The organism is Microvirga roseola (assembly GCF_020866965.1).
In the GTDB taxonomy this organism is placed as follows: Bacteria; Pseudomonadota; Alphaproteobacteria; order Rhizobiales; family Beijerinckiaceae; genus Microvirga; species Microvirga roseola.
Genome location: NZ_JAJATX010000015.1, coordinates 16,637 through 36,197, shown reverse-complemented (window position 1 = coordinate 36,197; position 19,561 = coordinate 16,637). Strand labels below are relative to the sequence as shown.

The 19,561-nt window shown below is 63.3% G+C and carries 19 protein-coding genes and 5 pseudogenes; 20 read left to right on the top strand and 4 right to left on the bottom strand.

From position 1 onward, the window contains the following. Window positions 1–97: 97 nt before the first annotated feature. The 7 genes and pseudogenes from LG661_RS11570 to LG661_RS11540 all read left to right on the top strand — a co-directional run. Entirely contained in the window at window positions 98–1,039 is a 942-nt protein-coding gene (locus tag LG661_RS11570) for an ABC transporter permease (protein WP_230532060.1), read from the top strand. A 2-nt stretch (window positions 1,040–1,041) separates the two neighbouring features. Further along, a complete protein-coding gene (locus LG661_RS11565) occupies window positions 1,042–1,890 on the top strand; it encodes an ABC transporter permease (RefSeq protein WP_230532059.1) in 849 nt (282 codons plus the stop codon). Between the two features lie 2 nt (window positions 1,891–1,892). Beyond that, window positions 1,893–2,891, top strand: coding sequence for an ABC transporter ATP-binding protein (locus LG661_RS11560; RefSeq protein WP_230532058.1), 999 nt, complete (start codon window positions 1,893–1,895; stop codon window positions 2,889–2,891). Further along, complete coding sequence (locus LG661_RS11555) at window positions 2,888–3,865, top strand: ABC transporter ATP-binding protein (protein WP_230532057.1); 978 nt, start codon at window positions 2,888–2,890, stop codon at window positions 3,863–3,865. Before LG661_RS11560 ends, LG661_RS11555 begins: the two co-directional genes overlap by 4 nt. Then, on the top strand, window positions 3,862–4,824 hold the full coding sequence (locus tag LG661_RS11550; protein WP_230532056.1) for a MurR/RpiR family transcriptional regulator: 963 nt from the start codon (window positions 3,862–3,864) through the stop codon (window positions 4,822–4,824). Before LG661_RS11555 ends, LG661_RS11550 begins: the two co-directional genes overlap by 4 nt. Window positions 4,825–4,915: 91 nt before the next feature. After that, window positions 4,916–5,176 (top strand): annotated as a pseudogene (locus LG661_RS11545) (transposase); the annotation flags it as partial. A 70-nt stretch (window positions 5,177–5,246) separates the two neighbouring features. Then, window positions 5,247–5,721, top strand: a pseudogene (locus LG661_RS11540) (IS110 family transposase); the annotation flags it as partial. A gap of 1,120 nt (window positions 5,722–6,841) precedes the next feature. On the opposite strand, the gene LG661_RS11535 reads toward LG661_RS11540, so the two are convergent. Next, a complete protein-coding gene (locus LG661_RS11535; RefSeq protein WP_230532055.1) occupies window positions 6,842–7,180 on the bottom strand; it encodes a universal stress protein in 339 nt (112 codons plus the stop codon). 148 nt (window positions 7,181–7,328) lie between these two features. Between LG661_RS11535 and LG661_RS11530 the strand changes: the two genes are divergently transcribed. Both LG661_RS11530 and LG661_RS11525 read left to right on the top strand, forming a co-directional pair. Next, window positions 7,329–7,490, top strand: a complete 162-nt coding sequence (locus LG661_RS11530; RefSeq protein ID WP_230532054.1) for a GntR family transcriptional regulator — start codon at window positions 7,329–7,331, stop codon at window positions 7,488–7,490. Window positions 7,491–7,523: 33 nt separating this feature from the next. Next, window positions 7,524–7,908 (top strand): annotated as a pseudogene (locus tag LG661_RS11525) (acyl-CoA thioesterase). A gap of 260 nt (window positions 7,909–8,168) precedes the next feature. Here the strand turns inward: LG661_RS11525 and LG661_RS11520 are convergent. From LG661_RS11520 to LG661_RS11510, 3 genes and pseudogenes are all read right to left on the bottom strand, one after another. Continuing rightward, window positions 8,169–8,756, bottom strand: a complete 588-nt coding sequence (locus tag LG661_RS11520; RefSeq protein ID WP_230532053.1) for an IMPACT family protein — start codon at window positions 8,754–8,756, stop codon at window positions 8,169–8,171. A gap of 248 nt (window positions 8,757–9,004) precedes the next feature. Beyond that, window positions 9,005–10,144, bottom strand: coding sequence for a D-alanyl-D-alanine carboxypeptidase (locus LG661_RS11515; protein WP_230532052.1), 1,140 nt, complete (start codon window positions 10,142–10,144; stop codon window positions 9,005–9,007). A 446-nt stretch (window positions 10,145–10,590) separates the two neighbouring features. Next, window positions 10,591–11,252 (bottom strand): annotated as a pseudogene (locus LG661_RS11510) (transglutaminase-like cysteine peptidase). Between the two features lie 656 nt (window positions 11,253–11,908). Between LG661_RS11510 and LG661_RS11505 the strand changes: the two are divergent. The 11 genes and pseudogenes from LG661_RS11505 to LG661_RS11455 all read left to right on the top strand — a co-directional run bounded on the left by LG661_RS11505 (window position 11,909) and on the right by LG661_RS11455 (window position 19,521). Then, on the top strand, window positions 11,909–12,172 hold the full coding sequence (locus LG661_RS11505; RefSeq protein ID WP_230532051.1) for a hypothetical protein: 264 nt from the start codon (window positions 11,909–11,911) through the stop codon (window positions 12,170–12,172). A 234-nt stretch (window positions 12,173–12,406) separates the two neighbouring features. After that, entirely contained in the window at window positions 12,407–12,814 is a 408-nt protein-coding gene (locus LG661_RS11500; protein ID WP_230532050.1) for a response regulator transcription factor, read from the top strand. A gap of 67 nt (window positions 12,815–12,881) precedes the next feature. Next, the gene (locus tag LG661_RS11495; protein WP_230532049.1) at window positions 12,882–13,433 is read left to right on the top strand and encodes a sigma-70 family RNA polymerase sigma factor; all 552 of its coding nucleotides are present in this window, start codon (window positions 12,882–12,884) and stop codon (window positions 13,431–13,433) included. Continuing rightward, window positions 13,426–14,187 (top strand): anti-sigma factor family protein, encoded by a 762-nt coding sequence (locus LG661_RS11490; protein ID WP_230532048.1) that lies wholly within the window; start codon window positions 13,426–13,428, stop codon window positions 14,185–14,187. The genes LG661_RS11495 and LG661_RS11490 overlap by 8 nt, the downstream gene beginning before the upstream one ends. 19 nt (window positions 14,188–14,206) lie before the next feature. Then, window positions 14,207–14,923 (top strand): Bax inhibitor-1/YccA family protein, encoded by a 717-nt coding sequence (locus LG661_RS11485; protein WP_230532047.1) that lies wholly within the window; start codon window positions 14,207–14,209, stop codon window positions 14,921–14,923. Between the two features lie 32 nt (window positions 14,924–14,955). Continuing rightward, a complete protein-coding gene (locus LG661_RS11480; RefSeq protein WP_230532046.1) occupies window positions 14,956–15,519 on the top strand; it encodes a DUF2076 domain-containing protein in 564 nt (187 codons plus the stop codon). A 135-nt stretch (window positions 15,520–15,654) separates the two neighbouring features. Then, complete coding sequence (locus LG661_RS11475) at window positions 15,655–16,131, top strand: PRC-barrel domain-containing protein (protein WP_230532045.1); 477 nt, start codon at window positions 15,655–15,657, stop codon at window positions 16,129–16,131. A gap of 60 nt (window positions 16,132–16,191) precedes the next feature. After that, window positions 16,192–16,860 carry an exopolysaccharide biosynthesis protein gene (locus LG661_RS11470; protein ID WP_230532044.1) on the top strand — a complete coding sequence of 223 codons (669 nt, stop codon included), beginning with the start codon at window positions 16,192–16,194 and terminating at the stop codon, window positions 16,858–16,860. Window positions 16,861–16,933: 73 nt separating this feature from the next. Then, window positions 16,934–18,236 (top strand): annotated as a pseudogene (locus LG661_RS11465) (hemolysin family protein). A 2-nt stretch (window positions 18,237–18,238) separates the two neighbouring features. After that, window positions 18,239–18,736 (top strand): hypothetical protein, encoded by a 498-nt coding sequence (locus LG661_RS11460; RefSeq protein ID WP_230532043.1) that lies wholly within the window; start codon window positions 18,239–18,241, stop codon window positions 18,734–18,736. Between the two features lie 23 nt (window positions 18,737–18,759). Continuing rightward, window positions 18,760–19,521, top strand: coding sequence for a TerC family protein (locus LG661_RS11455; protein ID WP_230532042.1), 762 nt, complete (start codon window positions 18,760–18,762; stop codon window positions 19,519–19,521). Window positions 19,522–19,561 lie beyond the last annotated feature (40 nt).

Below are 19,561 nucleotides of genomic sequence, written 5' to 3'. Positions count from 1 at the left end.
GACGTCATAGCATCCGAGACGGGATAAAAGCTCATCGGTCTCATCTAACATCCGCAGAGGTGGGCTCTTCACCTCTGCCCTTTTGGAGCCTAGAGCAATGTGGCTTAAGCTCGGTCAGCGCCTCGTCAGCCTCATGATCGTCATGTTTCTCGTTGCTACAATGGTCTTCTTCCTGACGCGACTCGCGCCGGGCGATCCGGCAGCGCTCATGCTCGGCGATCAGGCAACGGCCGAAGACATCGCCCAGCTGCGGCAGGTTTACGGTCTCGACAAGCCGATCATTGTCCAGTTCGTGCTGTGGCTGAAGGAAATCGCCCGCGGCAATCTTGGTCACTCAATCTTCCTGCAGCGCCCCGTCATCCAGGCGATCGCAGAAAGAGCCGAACCGACCTTCTTTCTCGCGCTCTTTTCCGTGTCCATCGCGGCTCTGGTGGGTATCCCGGCTGGCATCGTGTCGGCGGTATGGCGCGGGCGCCTCCTGGACCAGATCGTCAGCGGCCTCGCGATGCTGGCGGCGAACATTCCGAGCTTCTGGCTCGGCCTCATCTTCATCCAGCTCTTTGCTGTCCGCCTCGGCTGGTTCCCCGTGGCTGGTTACGGCGAGCCGGGAGCACCTTTCTTGGAGCGCCTCGCGCACCTCGCCTTGCCTGCAACCGTTCTCGGGATCGTCAACTCGGCCCTGATAGTCCGCTTTACACGAGCCAGCATGCTCGACGTGCTGAGTGACGATTATGTCCGAACGGCGCGCTCGAAAGGCATCTCCGAGGCACGTGTGGTGCTTCGGCACGCCTTCGGCAACGCGCTAGTGCCCATCGTCACAGTGGTAGCCCTCACGGCAGCCCTGCTGGTCGGCGGTGCTATTGTGACCGAGACTGTTTTCGGGCTTCCCGGCATCGGCAATCTCGTCGTCTCTGCCGTGCTGCGACGAGACTATCCGGTCATTCAGGGCGCGCTCATCGTCGTCGCAGCAGTCTACGTGCTCATCAACCTGTTGACCGACATCATTTATACCTTCGTCGATCCTCGCGTCCGATACTGATCATGGTCCACTCACCTGCAATCCTGTTCTTCCGCCGCATGTTTCGACGGAAGCTCGTGTTCGCGGCATTCGTCATCCTGTCCGTCATCATGCTGATGGCGCTGGTGGCGCCGTGGGTCGCGCCGTATGAGCCAACCTCTATCAAAATCATCCGCCGCCTGAGGCCTCCTGGCGAACTTAACTGGCTGGGCACAGATGAGTTCGGACGCGACATTCTTTCGCGCATCATTTACGGGGCCCGCGCATCGCTCGGCATCGGCTTCGCCGTGGTCCTCGTGTCGATGACCGTCGGAACTCTGTTCGGGCTGCTGGCCGGCTACTTCCGGTCGCTCGATGGCCTCGTCATGCGGGTCGTGGATGCCACGATGGCGCTTCCCGATATCCTGCTGGCCATCTTCTTGGTGGCCGTCCTCGGCGCTTCCGCTTTCAATGTCGTTCTGGCCCTCTCAATCGTTTATACGCCGCGGGTGATCAGGGTGGTTCGCGCCTCCACTCTTGTCCTTCGCGAGTTGCCGTTCGTCGAGGCGGCGCGTGCATTGGGAGTCTCGACGCGCCGGATCCTGTCCGTGCACATCCTCTTGAATGTCGCCTCGCCGGTGCTGGTCCAGGCGACGTTCATCTTCGCCTACGCGGTCCTGGCCGAGGCCGGCCTTTCCTTTCTGGGTGCCGGGGTTCCGCCGGAGGTGCCGACGTGGGGAACCATGATCGCCTCCGGCCAGCAATATGCCGACAGTGCCTTCTGGGTAGTGCTATTCCCTGGGCTCGCCATTGTTCTCGCGGCTCTTTCGCTGCAGGTCGTCGGCGACGGCTTGCGAGATATGCTCGATCCCAAACTGCGGAAGACGCTGTGACGATGGACACCTCGCACCTTCTCTCGATCAGGGACCTCGAGGCTCGCTTTCGCACCGAGGACAGCGAAGTGACCCCGGTACGAGGGGTCACGCTTTCCGTCGGTGCCGGCGAGACGGTTGCTCTCGTGGGCGAATCGGGTTCCGGGAAATCTGTGACGAGTCTCGCCGTCATGGGGCTGCTGCCGCGCCCGGCCGGCCGCGTCTCGGGAGGGCAGATCCTGTTCCGCAGGAGGTCGGGAGAGATGGTCGATCTCGTAAGCTTGCCTCTGCCGGAACTGCGCAAGCTGCGGGGCTCCGAGATCGCGATGATCTTCCAAGAGCCCATGACCAGCCTCAACCCGGTCATGACCGTCGGCGAACAGATCGCCGAATCTGTGCGCCTGCACATGGGGCTCAGCCAGGGGGCGGCCATGCGGCGGGCGGAAGAAATGCTCGATCTGGTGGAGATCCCGAACGCACGGCACCGTGTTTATGAGTATCCGCACCAGATGTCGGGCGGCATGCGTCAAAGGGTGATGATCGCGCTGGCGATGTCCTGTAATCCTTCCCTGCTGATCGCCGACGAACCGACCACGGCTCTCGACGTGACCATCCAAGCCCAGATCCTGGCGTTGATCGGGCGCCTGCAGAGAGACCTCGGCATGGGGGTGCTGTTCATCACGCACAATCTCGGCGTCGTTGCCGAGATCGCCGACCGGGTGACTGTGATGTATGCGGGTCAGGTGGTGGAAACCGGCTCCGTCAGGGACATCTTCCGGGCGCCGCGGCATCCATACACGGGCGCGTTGCTGAACTGTCTGCCGGCTCGCGCACGGCATCGGGAGGATGGCCGCCGAGTGGTGCAGTCTATCCCCGGATCCGTCGAGTTCGTCAACGGAGGGTGCAGTTTTGCTCCGCGCTGCACGCGGGCGGCGGATATCTGCCGTACAGACGCAATCGCGCTGGAAAATGAAAAGGAACGCAGCGTCCGCTGCCTGAGATGGAGGGAGACCTTCGCATGAGCGCTGCACCGCTTCTGGCCGTCGAAGGCCTGACAAAGCATTTCGGACGGACACCGCATATTGTTCGCGCCGTCGAAGATGTGAGCTTCGACATCGCGCCAGGCGAGGTTTTGGGCCTAGTCGGAGAGTCTGGTTCGGGGAAGAGCACAATCGGCCGTCTCATTCTGCGGCTGATCGATTCGACGGCGGGCGCCATCCGCTTCGACGGCCAGGACATCTCGCGACTTCCCGAGCGGCAGCTGAAGGTCCTGCGCCGCAACGCGCAGATGATCTTTCAGGATCCTTATGCCAGCCTGAATCCCCGGCTGCGGGTGCGCGAGATCATCGGCGAGGCGCTTGATGCCCACCGGCTCGCAAGTGGAGCCCGTCGGAATGAGCGGATCGGAGAACTCCTGGAAACGGTCGGATTGCAGGCCACTCACATGTCCCGCTTTCCGCACGAATTTTCCGGGGGACAGCGCCAGCGCATCGGAATAGCCCGCGCTCTTGCGGTCGAACCGAAGCTGATCGTCGCAGACGAGCCAGTCTCGGCCCTGGACGTGTCCGTCCAGGCGCAGGTGATTAACCTGATGCAGGACCTGCGGCAGCGCTTCGGGCTTGCGATGCTCTTCATCTCCCACGACCTGGATGTGGTCGAGTTGATGTGCGACCGCATCGCGGTGCTCTATCTCGGTCGGGTCATGGAAATTGGTTCGTCGGATGATATTTCGCAGAGGCCGCGCCATCCTTACACGCGAGCCCTGCTTGCGGCCTCCCCGAAGGCCGATCCTGATGCACCGAAGATCCGCCGGATGCTCACGGGCGACATCCCGTCTCCCATGGCGCCTCCTTCGGGCTGCGTGTTCCGCACCCGGTGCCCGGCGGCGACGGACGAATGCGCTCGTGTCGTTCCAAAGTTGCGCTCGGCCAGCGGAGGCCATAGGTTCGCTTGTCACTATGACACGGCACACGACGAAGAACCTGCTGCGGCATGATCCAGGACGCCCCCCTCTCGAACCTGTCACCGGACCCCGGTTCGGATATTCTGCGGTCGATCAGCGCCGGCCTCGTGTCCATGTCGGCGGGACAGCAGCGCATCGCCGCAATGATTCTAGAAAACCCGCATTGGGCCATGCAGGCCAATGTCGAGGAACTGGCCTCGAAGGCTGGTGTGAGCGCCCCAACTATCGTTCGCTTCGCCCGCACGGTCGGGTGTGACGGCCTGCGCGACCTGAAACTCAAGCTGGCTGCGGCTCTCGCTGTCGGCGCACCCTACCTGCACCGCAGCGTGACGCCGGGCGACAGCACTGCGGAAGTCATTCGCAGCATCGTCGGCAGCACGACCTCGGTTCTATCCGACTGGCAGCATCAGCTGGTGCCTGCAGACATCGAACGGGCCGCCGAGATTATGCACCGCGCCCGGCGTGTCGACTGCTTCGGGACCGGGGCGACCTCGAACTTTCTCGCCATGGACATGCAGGCCCGCCTGTTCCGGCTCGGCATCACCACGAATGCATTTTCCGACGCTCATCTCCAACTCGTCGCAGCGGCTACGCAGACGGAGGAAGACGTGCTGTTTGCGATCTCCTATGTCGGCCGCATGCCCGCTCTTCTCGAAGCCGCGGCGGTCGGCAAGGAGCACGGCGCCACGGTGATCGCTCTGACTCAAACGAATACACCGTTGGCCGCAATGGCCGACATCGTGCTCAGCATCGACGTCCCTCACGACGCGACTATGCGGGTGGGCACCGACGCCTATGTGGTCCAACTGCTCATGCTCGAAATTCTGATGGTGATCATCGGCCTCAAGCGCGGCCCCGCCACGATCAGTCGCCTCGAAGAAATTCACGACATCCTGCTCACCCGCGGCGTCGACAGCGACGACCCGTCACTCCTGCATTGGGGCTGGAACCAAGTCCTGCGCAGCGACAAAGACGAGGCGGGCGCACCCTGACAGACGTGCAAGCTGCTGAGACCAATGGGGAGTGCCGGGAGGAGATCGTCTTGCTTCGGAAAGATGGAGAGCACTCTAATGACCCAGGAGGATCTCCACGCCCCACACCCGCTTTACGAAAGAGTTTCAGGATGAGGCCGTGCGGCTTGCTCTGACGAGCGGCCGCAGCCGACGGGCGAATGCTGAGGATCTCGGGGTTGGTCTGTCCACCCTGCGCCATCGGATTGACCGCCGCCGTGAACGCGAGATCGACGCTCCACCCGAGAACCGCCAGGAGGATATGGCGGCCGAGCTACGGCGCGAGAACGAGATCCTGCGACAGGAACGGGAGATCCTGGAGAAGGCCACGGCTAATGGCATGGACCGGCCGCGCTCCCAGGTGGAGCATGGGAGGACGGGATTATCCCGGAAGGAGCCATGCCATGTCACACCAGATCACAACTGAGACCATCACCACGATCGGGATCGACCTAGGAAAAAACACCTTCCACCTCATCGGCATGGGTGCACGCGGTAGGATTGTGCTGCGCAGGAAGATCGCGCGCGGACGACTGCAGTGCTGTCTGGCCAATCTGCCGGTCTGTCTGATCGGGATGGAGGTCTCGCCGGAGCCCATCACGTCGGGCGCCAGCTTGCCGCTTTCGGAATGAAGTGCGCCTTCTGCCAGCCCAGTACGTCAAGCCGTTTCTCAAAGGCCACAAGAATGACTACCGCAATGCCGAGGCTATCGCCGAGGCGGTGCAGCGGCCCACGATGCGCCCCGTGCCGCTGAAGTCAGCCGAGCAACTCGACCTGCAAGCTCTGCACCGGGTGCGAAGCCGTCTAATCGGGCAGCGTACGGCGGTGATCAACCAGATTCGCGGTTTCCTGCTCGAGTGTGACCTTCCGGTGCGGCAGGAACTTGCCGGTTCACGAGAGCTTACGCTACCCGCTGCTTAAGTAGTACCTGAGCTTCTCGCCCGCCGGGCGGCGATAGGCTTCTTCCTTGGACAGGTAGACGAAGGCCTGCTTGCCAAAGGGGCGTCGAATTTGGCACTCGTGGTCATGGGCCTGGGTAAGGTGACGGTGACGCCAGCCTGGTCGCAGGCCAGGGCTTTCTCGCCGTCCCAGCAACAGCGGTCAGCTGCCGCTTCGAGTTCCTCCACCTCCAGAACAGCCTCAGCCTTCTTTTGCCCATGGTGGAAGGCTGGGCCCGATTGAAGTGAGAAGTGAAGTTCGGTCCAAGTGACCGAATGTTGCCGCAGCCGACCCAATGGAGGCCGCCCAATCGGGCGGCCTTCGTTTTGCGAGCACGACTGATCTTCGTCTGCTCCTGCCTCATAATCGGACTTTCAGCCTACTTCCGGAATGTGCCGCCAATAGGAGACGTTTCGGTTCATCAACTTCGCGGAAGGCGAGTTGTGGAATCCGCTGGCTTTTCGTTCAGCTTGCCGTCGCAACCCTTTCACCACCGCAACGTTCGCCTATTCATTGAAAGGAGTTTCCGATGACGGCGCATCAACTGACAGCTGTGTTAAGCATATTCTTGTTTGGGTCGGTGGGGAGTGCCTCACAAGGACGAGAGCGGAAAAGGTCGCTGGGGCGGCGGCTATGACCGAGCCTATGAGCCTCGCCCCTACTATGGCCATGGCGTTCCCGGCCTCAGCTACGACCGGTATGCCGAACCGGATTATGGCTGTGGCCCCCGCGCATACGGCTACCGGGAGGACCGTCCGCGCCGTGCCCGCGGGAATGCCGTCAGGATCCCGCCGGGGCATCTTCCGCCTCCCGGGGAGTGCCGCACCTGGTACCCGGATCGGCCTCCTGGACATCAGCCGCCGCCGCATCGGTGCTAAGGGCTGTCCGGTGCGAAATTCGCGCCTCCCTATCCAAGGCATGGCCCACCCTTAGCGTCCCTTTGCCAGCATGACCTGAACCAAGCCACCGGATAGTGGTTCAACATGTCTCAGATCACACCAACCAGGGCCTCATTGAAGACGACATTGCGAGCGCGTCCGATGCGCCGGACGGCAGGCCACTAATTAACCCTCTTCACCAGGACGTCGCACCTGGCCTCGCCCAGGGCCCTCGCAGCCGTGGTGCCGAGGAACAACTCGGTGAGCGGGCTGCGCCCATGGGTTCCCATGACGAGCAGATCCGGCTCCCAGCGGTCACACGCAGCGGAGATGACCGGATATGTATCGCCCTCCTCGGTGAAGGTCGGCACAAGGGATCGGTCCAGGCCCAGCGCATGCAGCTCCGTGACGGCCTCCGTCAAAGCCTCATTCCCTATCCCTTGCGCGTAGGCCTTGGGAACCTGTGGCGGGGCATCGCCAAAGCCAACGACGCTCTGCATCGGCGAGAAGGCATGAACCACCGCGCACTCATCGAACGGCACTCGGCAGGATAAGCTCTGCGGGAACTCACAATCCCCGCTCTGTCGCAGAGGGCTTGATCCAAAGTCGCCAACCTGCGCCAGCGGCTCCCAATCCAGCCGCGTCCGTCGCCTGCTCTCGTATCGCTCCATGATCGACCGCACGCGTTACTGCCAGCAATGCGAGGAGCATCTCCAGATCCTTGACCTGCTGGAGCGCGGGAGGAACGCAGAGGCCTCGCAGGCGCAGCGCTGCCACCTGGAGCACACCATCGAGAATCTTCAGGAAATCAGGCCGATCCTGGAACACTGAGAGCTGCGGCGCGGACACGGGGAAGAGGCAGTCATGACGGTCGAGAATAGCGGGGTACGCGAAGCCGTCATTCGGACCGTTGCGATGCCTTCGGACACGAACCCTACCGGGCACATCTTCGGGTTGGCTAATGTCGCAGATGGTTCTTGCGACAGGCAATGCAGCCGCCCGGCGGGCCCGCGGTCGCTGCGTGACCGTGGCGGTGGACGGGATGGCGTTTCACAGCCCAGTTCACGTCGGCGATGAGGTCTCGGTCTATGCGGATCTGATTTCGACCGGGCGGACCTCCATGAAGTTCCAGGTCGAGGCCTGGCGCCGCTCCCGGGATGGAGACGAGCAGGTCAAGGTGACGGAAGCGGTCTTCACGTTCGTCGCCATCGATAGCGGCTCTCGCCCTCGCCCGGTGCCACCGGGATGAATTGGCCTCTCGCGATCAGCCGCCAAGCTCGAAAGTCTTTGCCTTGCGCAGGTCTGGTTTGGGTGGTCAAACCGGGAAGTTCCCGATTGGTATATTGAAGGTCCGCTGATCACCTGGAACCTGCCCTTCTGCGGCCGAGAGGGCGTGCGTGGTCCGGTCACTCTCGTGCCGCCTGTACCTTAACCGAGACGAGCCAGGGCTGGAGGAGCCGATGCCCTGGTTCTCGCCGGAGAGCCAGGTGGCTCATAGCAGGACGGCGCTCATGGCTTGATCGAAATCGACGCCCGTCCACTGGTGACGTCGGTGATCATCCGAACGATGTGCGGGGCGGTCGCTTCGGGGAGATCGGCCGTGATCGTCACGCCCGTTTCAGTAAAATTCTCATGGCGGAGATGAACGCCCGCAATGCTTGCAAGCCGCGCCCTCACTAGCGCAGAGTCGGAGAACGGGACGAAGATGGTGGCCTCCTGAACGGCCACGATCTGCACGAGAGTGGCTTCGCGCAAGCACGCCGCGGCCGTTCCGCCATAGGCCCAGACCAGACCGCCGCTGCCGAGTAGGACACCTCCAAACCAACGCGTTACGACAATAGCGATGCTGTCGAGTTGAAGCCGATCGGTGGCCTGCAAGATCGGCTTGCCGGCGGTACCACTGGGTTCGCCATCGTCGCTGAACCGATAGATCTGACCGATCCGCCACGCCCAGCAATTGTGGTTGGCGTGCGGATCGGAATGGGCGGCGATAAAGTCCTTGGCCGCCTGCTCATTCGCCACCGGGCCTGCAAGGGCAATGAACCGGCTCTTCTTGATCACCTGCTCGAGGGATGTGGTTCGGTCTAATGTAAACATAGGTTTCGCATTACACCCCCTATGCCAGCCAGTCAGCTGCTGGCCCGGTCGGCGGTCCATGCTGATCGGACCGTCGCTAGACAATGCCCCAGGTGTCGGCTTCATCGGGGGCGGCGCCATTATCAGCAAACCGGAGCTGTGCAGTGAACCGCTACAGCCGCAGGCTGGACGATGTTGGCGCTGGCAACTCTAACGGGGCGAGGACCTGCCGTGCAGGCCCTGCCTTACTTCGCGCAAGTCACACCCTGTCAGAGTTCCAGCACCAGACACGGCACTGCCTCTTTCCGCAGTTGCTCGCAGGCATCCTGGGCTGCCTTTCGGTCGGAGAAACCAGCAAAACGAGCCCGGACAAAGTTCTTGTAGGGTTCCGTTACCGGCTTGAGCCCGGCCAGAATCTCACCATGCGCCGACTGGGCGTCCTTGAGAGCCTTTTCGGCCGCCGCGCTGCTCGGAAGAGCGCCGATCTGGATCACAGGCCCGGCGCGCACGCCATCGGGCTGTGCCGCAACTGTTGCATCCGTCGCCACAGGCGGCAGCGCGGTGGCCGCAAGGGACGGATCGGCAGAAGCCACGACCACCGGCTTCTTCCCGACCATGGCCAGAACTTCGGCGGCATAGCCCTTGCCGACTTTCGCCTTCGGAAGGTAGCGGCTGATGAGAGAGGCCATGTGGTTGTCGCGGCGCTTGGCGGTGCGTCCGCCCAGAACAACGGCGACGATCTTGCGTCCCCCGCGCCGCACCGAGGTCACGAGATTGAAGCCCGAGGCCCGGATATAGCCTGTCTTAATACCGTCGACGCCATTGACGCGACCGACCAGCCGGTTGTGGCTCCGATAGGTGCGACCCCTGTAAGTGAAGGAGCGCGTCTTGAAGTAGGAATAGTGGCGCGGAAACCGGACCTGGAGCGCAGTGCCGAGCAGCATCATGTCGCGCGCAGTGGTGACCTGATCCGGGTTGGGTAGTCCCGAGGCGTTGCGGAACTGGGTGCTGGTCATACCGAGGTCGTGAGCCGTGCGGGTCATGCGCTCGGCAAAGGCCGGTTCGCTCCCGGCCAGGTTCTCTGCAATCACGACCGCGGCATCATTGGCAGAACGGGTCACAAGCCCCTTGATGGCAGCCTCGACCGAGATTGTCTCCCCCGCTTTTAGCCCGAGCTTTGTCGGCACCTGAGCCGCCGCATGAGCGGAGACCGTGAGCGGAGTGTCCAGCTTCACCTGCCCCTTCTCCAGGTCCTCGAACAGGACGTAGAGCGTCATCATCTTGGTCAGGGATGCGGGATAGCGGCGCTTGTCGGCATCGTCGGAATAGAGCACCTTGCCCGAGGTGATATCCCACACGATCCCGGCGTAGCGTTCGTTCGCCAGGCCTTGGGCGGGGATAAGAAGCATTGAAAGCAGGATGAGGGGAACCTGTACCAGCCGGGATTGAGATACAGCGGCGGCGAAACGGAAAAGCAGTCGTTCCAGCAATGATGAACCCTGACAAAACTTGGATGGAGAAAGCAGTGTGTGCTTGGGGAAGGCTCAACCGGGGCGGTTAACATGCGGTAAAAGCCAAGGACGCTTTCGACAACTGCAAGGCTGCAGCCAGCCGATCACAAGGATGTGTTCGGGGGCAGTTTCGACCAGGTGCTCTGTTGGAATTGGTTCGCTCTGGGACCAAGCGGCTGCTGGCATTCCGCTTGGGCCACTGCTGCACTCTCGCAGATCTGCGCCCCGTCAAGCAGCAGGCCCCAGGTGCAGGAAGGCGGGGGATCTGCAGGAGAGGCAGATCTTCGTTAAGGCCGCGTGATGTAGCCCGGCCAGAGCTGACGCTGGATTAGGCACAGGCCGGTCTACCGGTTCGCGGTCATCACCGGCGAGCTCTGGCGACCGAGTGAGGCCCAGGTTGTGCCATCATCGCCTTCGCGCTTGATGTAGGTGTAGCCCGTCTGGTGCCAGGGCAGGATGGCATCCTTCTTGTTGTCGAGGATGAAGTCGCCCCGGCTGGTGCGCACCATCAGGACGGCATGGCCCTCGCCCAGCTCGTCGATCACCACGGTCATGCGCAGTGCCCGGCGCGGAAAGCCGGCCTCGACGAGCAGCTTGCGTTCGACGAGCTGGTAGTCCGCGAAATTACCATAGCCGTCCTCGGCAAAGTCCCAGCGGTCCTCCACGCCCCCGTGATCCTCATCCGTCTTCGCCTTGATCGCGGCGTTCACCTGGCGGTTGATCCAGTTGACCGTCTGCCACTCGGCCGCGGTGAGCGGATGGTGGCGGGCCGGGCGAGATCAATGGCGCACTCGGCCGGGCACTGCTCGCAAAAGCGGACCCATGCAGTGATAGGCTTGGCAGCACCGATCTGCGCCACCGGCTGAGAGGCGGCCGGAAGAGCGGCCGTCGTCTGGGCTTCAACGCCGCTGAGCATGCCGAGCAACAGCCCAGCTGGTGCCAGCGTGTGGATGATCGTTCGCGAGAATCGAGAGGCGCCTGTGTGCCTGAAGGAAAGTGGCTGCATACCCGCACCGCCGTATCGTCAACGGCCTGTTTCCCGTCCGTCCACTGACCCGGCAGGAGATGAACACCCAAGATAATAGTTAAGCTCTGGTTAAGATGTCGCACCCGGCAGGCGTTCGAGGCCGCCTGTGCCACAACGCGACCACCACCATCTCATCTCCTCGGATTCGTTATTCGGCACGAAAGCGACAATGCTTCCCTTTTAGATCCTCGAGGTTCTCACGATCCTGTCCGTCCTCGTCTGGGTGGCGCTGTGGTGGCAGGCCAGCAGCCGCAGCGTGCGACGGGTGAGCCGGCACGAGATCCTGGATGCGGCCGACATCAACCGCATGATGGTCGCGATCAACCGTACCAGGTGCTGAACCGGCGTGCCGCTCTAGCGACCGCGGTCTCGGTCTCGCTGGCAGCCCTGCAGTTCGCGATCAGCGCTCTTGCCCAGTGAGCCGGCATGTTCCTGCACGAGCCGGAGATTAAGTCCCCGGCGGCAACCGTATACGTCCGCAAGGGGAGCAAGCCTCGCCCGCGGTGCAGACGCATCCACGGCCCCCGGATCATGAACCGTTCGTCATGCTCCGACCACCTCCGTGTCATGCGGGAACGGCCAAGCTGACAATGCCGGGCTGCGGTGGCGCAGAACCGGTCGGAAAGGAAACGACGATGTGGGCAACTCTGGGCGATCTCAGGCAAACTATGGGCTCGCGGCCGTTCTGGATAACAGCGGTCCGGCTGGCGGTGCTGGTTTCGCTGGGCTTGACCGTGCTCCTGCTCGCCTTCACGATCCTGCTCGTGCTCCTACCAGTGGCCCTGGTCGGCGGGCTGGCCCTGCACCTCTATCTCCGGCGGAAGCTGCGCCAGGCGAACCGACGCCCGCACCCGAACCGTGTGATTGACGGGGAGTACTCCGTCCTCGGCTGTCGGTAAGGCGGAACGGGCTCCTGGGTTCCGTTCCGGACACCGGAAATCTGCGCCTCGAACTGCGTCTGGGTTCGGGCGAGGATGTCAGATCCCTGCCCTTCCGTTTACGGCCTTCGCATCTTAACTGATTCTTATTCCGAGGATCCGGGCCCCTCTGGCGGGCGGGTCGCCGCTCGCGATGTCGGACTCCTTCTTTTGCCCTTGCGCCCACGAGCGCGGCCGCAACGGGAGGATCCGTTCATGGATTCCACGCTATTCCAAGCCGCCTCTCCCACCATTCTCATCGTCGAGGACGATGCCGAACTGCGGGACCTGATTGCGGTCACTCTCAGGCAGGCCGGCTACGACGTTGTTCTCGCGCCCGACGGATCGGCGGAGGCCGCTCTCGATCTCATCTCCGCCCTCGAGTTCGATGGTTTGTGTTGCGAGGCTCGTCTCCCCGGCCCGGTCGATGGCTGGGAGGTCGGCACCACCTTCAGCTTCGTCTCGCCCCACAAGCTCACTGTCTATGCCTCTGCCGCCCTCTCAGAGCCGCCGGGCCGGCTGCGGAACGGCATCTTCCTGCGCAAGCCCTTCGCGCTGGAACGGCTCGTCCGGATCTTCGATGCCGGCACGGCAGCCGCCCGGGCAAGGCGGCTTTGGGCATGAGCGCACCGGAGCCAGGAATTTCGGCATTCGTCCGGATTAAGGCGGCGAGCCGCTCCGTATACCGGTCATGAACAACCCCAAGCGCATGGATGTCATCGGTTTGCTGGGCCCGCTGCGGCGCTACGCCCGCGCCCTGACGCGCGACGAGAGCCGGGCCGAGGACCTGGTGCAGGACGCCCTTGTCCGCGCATACGAACGCCGCGGCTCGTTCCGCTCGGGCGGCAACCTGCGCGGCTGGCTGCTTTCCATTTTGCACAACGTCTTCATCGATGACCGCCGCCGTCACGCCGCAGAAACCCGCCGTGCCGCGCATACAGCCATTCTTGCCGAAACTGCCACTGCTCCCGAGCAGGAGAGCCGTGTTAGGCTCCAGCAGGTTCAAGCTGCCTTCATGAGCCTGCCGGACGAGCAGCGAGCCGCGCTGCATCTCGTCGCCATCGAGGGACTGTCCTACCAGGAAGCCGCCACGGCTCTGGGCATTCCAGTCGGAACCCTGATGTCCCGCCTCGGGCGCGCCCGAGCCGCCCTGCGGGCTTTCGAGGCGGGCAGTGACCTTCCGCAGCCTGCCGAGGGCCAGTCCCGGCCTACCCTGCGCATCGTCGGAGGATCCGATGTCTGATCCAATCACCGAGACCGACCTGCTTGCCTATGTCGACGATCAACTCGAAGCCGCCCGCCGGATCGAGGTCGAGGAATATCTCGCTCGTCATCCTGCCGCCGCCGCCCAGGTGATGGCCGACCTTAAGGATCGCGATGCCCTGCGTCTCGCCTCTGCGGGCAACCTGGCCCGCCCTCCGGAAGCGACGCTGAAGCTCGCTTCGCAGCTTGAGCGAGGTCTAGCCTGGCGTGACCTGGGCCTGCGTCTTCGCCGGCTGGCAGCCGTGGTGTCGCTCATCGGGTTCGGCTGGTTTGCCCACGGGCAGGTCGGACTTGGAAGCACCGACAGCGAGGCCTCCCCCAAGCCCCCAGCCTTTGTCGAGGATGCTCTGCATTCGCACGAGACTGCCTTGCTGCGCGCCCGCATGATCTCGCAGCCCGAAGTCGCCGGCTATGATACGGCCGAGATCCTGGCCGAGACCGGCATCCGCCTGCCAGTCCTGCCGGAAGACTGGCAGGTGCGGGACGCTCAGGTCTTCCCGTCCCGAGACGGCCACAGCATCGAGATCGCCATTGATGCCGGCGATCTCGGCCGGGTGTCGCTCTTCGCCGCGCGCGTGTCGGGCTTCGACGTCATTGCCCCGACCCTGTCCCGGTTCGAGACCGCTAAGGCGGCGTACTGGCAGACAGGCTCGCTGGCCTATGCCCTGACCGGAACCGGCAGTGCCAAGGCAATTGAGCGGGCAGCCAACCGCCTCTCCAGCAAGCTTCAGTAACCCTTAGGAGAAACACTCGATGAATTCACCTTATGCCTGGCAGACCACCACGGCCCACCCGCACGGCGCCCTCTTCGACGAGGGCCTGCGCCAGCACATGCTGCGGGTCTACAACTACATGGGTATCGGCCTGGTTGTGACGGGCCTAGTCGCCTTTTTCGTCGCCTCGACCCCTGCCCTCTACGTGCCGATCTTCCAGACGCCGCTCAAGTGGGTGGTGATGCTGGCGCCCCTCGCCTTCATCTTCTTCTTCTCGTTCCGCATGGACAGGATGACGGCAGCATCAGCGCGCACCGCCTTCTTCGCCTTCTCGGCCGTGATGGGCCTGTCGCTCGCCTCGGTGTTCCTGGTGTTCACCGGCACGAGCATTGCGCGCACTTTCTTCATCACCGCGACCATGTTCGGTGCGACCAGCCTCTACGGCTACACGACCAAGCGGGATCTGTCGAAGTTCGGCTCATTCCTGTTCATGGGCCTGATTGGTGTCATCATCGCATCGCTGGTGAACATCTTCCTTGCATCAAGCGCCTTGCAGTTCGCGATCTCGATCATTGGCGTGCTCGTGTTCACGGGTCTGACCGCCTATGACACGCAGGCGATCAAGGAGCAGTATGCCGAAGGCTTTGGGCACGAGGCCAACAACAAGATGGCCGTATTCGGCGCACTCTCGCTCTACCTGAACTTCGTCAACATCTTCCAGCTCTTGCTCAGCCTCACCGGGCAACGGGAAGAGTAACTACCGTTTATTGCCAGAAAGGATCAATTTACATGGACCATCAGGACCGTCAGGCCATTGAGCAGCTCTTCGGCAAGATCGCCCAGGTTGAGCGCCAGTCGGCCGCCCCGGATGCGGAAGCGGCCAGCCTCATCCGTTCCCAGATCAATCACCAGCCGAATGCGCCCTACTACATGGCCCAGACCATAGTGGTGCAGGAGCAGGCCCTGAGCGCCGCCCATGGCCGCATCCAGCAGCTGGAGCAGGAGCTCGCCAGCCGCCCGGCTGGTGGAGGCGGTTTCCTGTCCGGACTCTTCGGCGGCGGGCAGACCCGTCCTCAGCCACATCAGCCCTATCAGCTGCACCCCGGGCAGGGCATGCCGCCCCACACAACGCCCGGCATGGCTCCCCGCGGTGGTGGCGGCTTTCTGGCCGGAGCGGTGCAGACCGCCATGGGCGTTGCCGGCGGCGTGCTCCTCGGCAACATGATCGCCGGGGCCTTCTCGGGTGGAGGCGAGGCCAATGCGGCGGAGGCGGGCCAGCCGGAGCCGCAGCAGACGGCAGCTGAGGACATGGGAGATGCAGGTGAGGATTTCGGGTTCGAAGAGGATATCTAACCCCTGATTGAGCAACCGGGGCGGCTGATCTCGCATCCGTTGATCGGCCGCCCCGCCGCTTGTTCAGGCCTTGGAGCACCACGGCTTCGGCGCCTTCGTCTTGAGAAGTGCTCCCGACCTCGGTTAAAGAAGATCATGACCAAGCCTCTTCTTGCCCTGGCCTCAGTCCTGATGGCCGCCATGGTTGCGCGCGCCATGGCGCAAACAGCCCCGTCTGGACCAGTCCCCGCCTCTCCGCCCTCGTCCGTCACGGCTACAGGCTCCACCACACCCAGAGCGACCCTGAAGCCCGCCCAGCGACTGCTGAAGGTGGAAGAGCTATGGGACATGGACCTGGTGGGCCCGAAGGGACGCACCATCGGGGAGATCATGGACGCGGTGGAGAGCACCGCCGACCTCAGGCAGTTCGTGGTGATCAAGTATGGAAGCTTTCTCGGTATCGGCGGCAAGGAGGTGGCCGTTCCGACGGCAAACCTTGCGGTTGACGGTGGAAAGGTGGTCCTGCGCAACATGGATGTGGCGCAGCTCGCTACGCTGGCCGAATACAACAACGATCAACACATGTACCGGGAGCTTGATGAGACCCAGCGGGTCAGTCTGGCACAACAATAGTCTCGTGCCCCATCTTCCGGAACAGCCCCTTGCCTCTGGGCGAGCCTATAGACAGGATCCATGCCCGACCCTTCCAGTCGTCTCAAAGCCGTCGTAACACCTGATGAGGATACCGAGCCGCGACAACGGTTTTCTGAGATCCTGAGCGGGCTCGCCAGCCGGCCTGCCTCGGACATCAGCATCGGCGAGGTGCTGAACGCCTTCGGCGACCGGGCCTTCGGCGCCCTGATGCTCCTGTTTGCTGCCCCCAACATTCTGCCGCTGCCGCCCGGCATGTCGGCCGTCCTGGGAGCGCCGCTTCTCTTCGTCACAGCCCAGCTGATGCTGGGGCGCTCCACCCTGTGGATGCCGCGCCTCATCCGTGAGCGATCCATCTCCCGCGAGTTCTTCACGTATCTGACGACAAAGCTCACCCCGGTTCTCCACAAGGCAGAGCGCTTCCTGCGGCCCCGGCTGACCATGTTGCTCCATCCTATCCCGGAGCGGATCGTCGGCGCGGCCTGCCTCCTCCTGGCTGTCATCCTCTTCCTGCCGATCCCCTTCGGCAACATGCCTCCGGCTTTTGCAATTGCGGCCTTTGCGCTGGGCATCATGGAGCGGGATGGCGTGGCCACGATCATCGGCTGGCTTGCCGCGCTGGGCAGCATCCTGACCCTAGCCGCCATTTCCTCGGCGATCATCGCCGGGATCTGTGCTTTCCTCGATCAGCTGTGGGTTCTCATCGGATGACGGCCCTCAACCCGTCCCCTGCAGCCCCAATCTCGACAACGCTGGAGCAGTGTCTCGCGCACTGGAGGAATCCGTGCTGGAACTTGGCATAGCCCTCCTTTTGATCCTCTTGAATGGCCTGTTCGCGCTGTCCGAGCTTGCTATCGTCTCAGCCCGGAAAGCCCGTCTGAAGATGATGGCCGACAATGGACGCACCGGGGCCAGCATCGCCCTCAAGCTGGCGGAGGAGCCGGGCCGTTTCCTCTCCACGGTCCAGATCGGCATCACCCTCGTCGGCATTCTGGCCGGAGCCTTCTCGGGCGCGGCGCTCGGCGCCAAGCTTACCGGGATCCTAGAGGGCTGGGGCGTGCCGGACAGGGCCGCCGAGCCTCTCGGTTATGGTCTTGTGATCGGCACGATCACCTACCTCTCCGTCGTGGTGGGCGAACTCGTGCCCAAGCACCTGGCGCTCAAGAACCCGGAGGGGATCGCCTGTGCGGACGCGCCCCTGATGGCCTTCATCTCCCGCATCGCAGCCCCGGTGGTCTGGCTGCTCGATGCCTCGACCCAGCTGATCTTCCGTCTGCTCGGCCAGAGCACGGAATCGGAAAGCGCTGTCACGGAAGAGGAGATCAAGACGATTATGGCCGAGGCCGAAACCGCCGGCGTGATCGAGACCGGTGAGCGCAAGATGATCGCGGGTGTCATGCGCTTGGGCGACCGGGCGGTGCGCGGGGCCATGACGCGCACGGATGTCGACTGGATCGACATGGAGGACACCGCGTTCGAAGTCCGCGAGACGCTGATCAACACGCCCCATTCGCGGCTGCCGGTGGCCGCAGGACACCCCGACAACATTCTCGGCGTCGTGCAGGCCCGGGAACTCCTGGCCGCAGCGTTAAGGCGCAGCGTTAAGGGAGGAGCCTCTCGACGTCCGCGGCCATATCCGCCAGGCGCCGATCATCCCAGACACTCTCGATGCTCTCGATGCCCTTGAGGTGCTGCGACAGGCGGAGGTCCCGATGGCGCTCGTGCATGACGAGTATGGCCATTTCGACGGCGTCATCACGCCGGCCGACATCCTCGACGCGATTGCGGGCGCCTTCCGCTCGGACGAGGGCGAGGCCGAGCCGGAGGCGGTGCAGCGGGAGGACGGCTCCTGGCTTCTGGCCGGCTGGATGCCGGCGGATGAGATGGCCGATCAGCTTGGGATCGCCCTGCCGGAGCGGCGCGACTACGAGACCGTCGCGGGCTTGGTGATCGGCGAACTCCAGCACCTGCCTGACACAGGCGAGACGGTCGAGGCGATGGGCTGGCGCTTCGAGGTCGTCGACCTGGACAGCCGCCGGATCGACAAGGTTCTCGCCACTCGCATCACGGACCAGGAGGCCGCCTGACCATGCACACACGCATCGCTCTTTTCATCGCCGGGCTGACCCTCCTCCCGGTCACGGCTGAGGCCGCCGCCTGCAGGCTGGACCAGGCCACCTTCCGGCCGAAGTTCTCCTCACATGCCTACGTCTTGCGGGGAGGCCAGGACGGCGACATTCAGATTTTCGATCTCACGATCCAAAAGACCAACGAGACGTTTCGGTTCAAGGTCACTGCCGATGAGCGCACCGGCGAGGGCGTGCTGACCTCCGTTCTGGACGGCGCCGGCCGCACCCCCGAGATCACGACAGGCTTCAGGCTGCTGGATGAGACAGGCGTCAGGACGGCGTCACCTGGCAAGGTCGGCCATCTCTCGTTTCTGGATCTTGGGCGGGCATTCATCAAGTTCCGCCTGCGCGAGCGCCCGCAGCCGGAGCCCTACACCTCCCCACCCTCGGGCGTGTGGGAAATGACGGAGTGCCGGGCGGGCAGAGGCATTTTGTTCGCTTTTACACCAACTTACTGACCAAGGACGCAAAAGGAATCCTAATGGACTTTGCCTGGATTTCCGACCCGACCGCCCTGGTGGCGCTGGCGACCCTGATCGTGATGGAGGTGGTGCTCGGGATCGACAACCTGATCTTCATCTCGATCCTGACGAACAAGCTGCCCGAGCACCAGCGCTCGAAAGCCCGCCGCATCGGCATTGGACTGGCGCTGTTCCTGCGGCTTGCACTTCTTGGCACCATCGCCATCATCGTCACTCTCACCGAGCCGCTCTTCACCCTTTTTGAGCATGCTTTCTCCTGGCGTGACCTGATCCTGATCGGTGGCGGCCTGTTTCTGGTCTGGAAGGCCACAAAGGAGATCCACCACAACGTCGATCCTCGACCGACGGACGATGTGTTCGACACCACCAAGGCAGCAGGCATGACCTTTGGCGCCGCGATCTTCCAGATCCTGCTGCTCGACCTCGTCTTCTCGCTCGACAGCATCATCACGGCGGTCGGCATGACGGATCATGTCGCGATCATGGTGATTGCGGTGGTTGTCGCCGTGACCGTGATGCTCGTGGCCGCCAACCCGCTCGCCCAGTTCATGCACAACAACCCGACGGTGGTGATGCTGACGCTGGGCTTCCTCTTGATGATCGGCATGACACTGATCGCGGAGGGCTTTGGGGCGCATGTGCCGAAGGGCTACATCTACGCTGCCATGGCCTTCTCAGCCTTGGTCGAAGGCCTGAACATGCTCACCAGGCGGGCTGGCCGGCGTAAGGCCGCCGGCGCCCCCGCAGATCCCAAGCATTGATGTCCTGCAGGGAGGCTGTCCTGCTACAGCCTCCCTGCCC

What these genes read in the sequence shown, in the direction of transcription:
- LG661_RS11500 (WP_230532050.1), top strand. Translation starts at nt 12,407, where the DNA reads ATGGATTCCACGCTATTCCAAGCCGCCTCTCCCACCATTCTCATCGTC.
- LG661_RS11475 (WP_230532045.1), top strand. Translation starts at nt 15,655, where the DNA reads ATGACCAAGCCTCTTCTTGCCCTGGCCTCAGTCCTGATGGCCGCCATG.
- LG661_RS11460 (WP_230532043.1), top strand. Translation starts at nt 18,239, where the DNA reads ATGCACACACGCATCGCTCTTTTCATCGCCGGGCTGACCCTCCTCCCG.
- LG661_RS11470 (WP_230532044.1), top strand. Translation starts at nt 16,192, where the DNA reads ATGCCCGACCCTTCCAGTCGTCTCAAAGCCGTCGTAACACCTGATGAG.
- LG661_RS11530 (WP_230532054.1), top strand. Translation starts at nt 7,329, where the DNA reads ATGATCGACCGCACGCGTTACTGCCAGCAATGCGAGGAGCATCTCCAG.
- LG661_RS11555 (WP_230532057.1), top strand. Translation starts at nt 2,888, where the DNA reads ATGAGCGCTGCACCGCTTCTGGCCGTCGAAGGCCTGACAAAGCATTTC.
- LG661_RS11495 (WP_230532049.1), top strand. Translation starts at nt 12,882, where the DNA reads ATGAACAACCCCAAGCGCATGGATGTCATCGGTTTGCTGGGCCCGCTG.
- LG661_RS11505 (WP_230532051.1), top strand. Translation starts at nt 11,909, where the DNA reads ATGTGGGCAACTCTGGGCGATCTCAGGCAAACTATGGGCTCGCGGCCG.
- LG661_RS11550 (WP_230532056.1), top strand. Translation starts at nt 3,862, where the DNA reads ATGATCCAGGACGCCCCCCTCTCGAACCTGTCACCGGACCCCGGTTCG.
- LG661_RS11520 (WP_230532053.1), bottom strand. Translation starts at nt 8,756, where the DNA reads ATGTTTACATTAGACCGAACCACATCCCTCGAGCAGGTGATCAAGAAG.
- LG661_RS11490 (WP_230532048.1), top strand. Translation starts at nt 13,426, where the DNA reads ATGTCTGATCCAATCACCGAGACCGACCTGCTTGCCTATGTCGACGAT.
- LG661_RS11485 (WP_230532047.1), top strand. Translation starts at nt 14,207, where the DNA reads ATGAATTCACCTTATGCCTGGCAGACCACCACGGCCCACCCGCACGGC.
- LG661_RS11565 (WP_230532059.1), top strand. Translation starts at nt 1,042, where the DNA reads ATGGTCCACTCACCTGCAATCCTGTTCTTCCGCCGCATGTTTCGACGG.
- LG661_RS11515 (WP_230532052.1), bottom strand. Translation starts at nt 10,144, where the DNA reads ATGCTTCTTATCCCCGCCCAAGGCCTGGCGAACGAACGCTACGCCGGG.
- LG661_RS11560 (WP_230532058.1), top strand. Translation starts at nt 1,893, where the DNA reads ATGGACACCTCGCACCTTCTCTCGATCAGGGACCTCGAGGCTCGCTTT.
- LG661_RS11480 (WP_230532046.1), top strand. Translation starts at nt 14,956, where the DNA reads ATGGACCATCAGGACCGTCAGGCCATTGAGCAGCTCTTCGGCAAGATC.
- LG661_RS11455 (WP_230532042.1), top strand. Translation starts at nt 18,760, where the DNA reads ATGGACTTTGCCTGGATTTCCGACCCGACCGCCCTGGTGGCGCTGGCG.
- LG661_RS11570 (WP_230532060.1), top strand. Translation starts at nt 98, where the DNA reads ATGTGGCTTAAGCTCGGTCAGCGCCTCGTCAGCCTCATGATCGTCATG.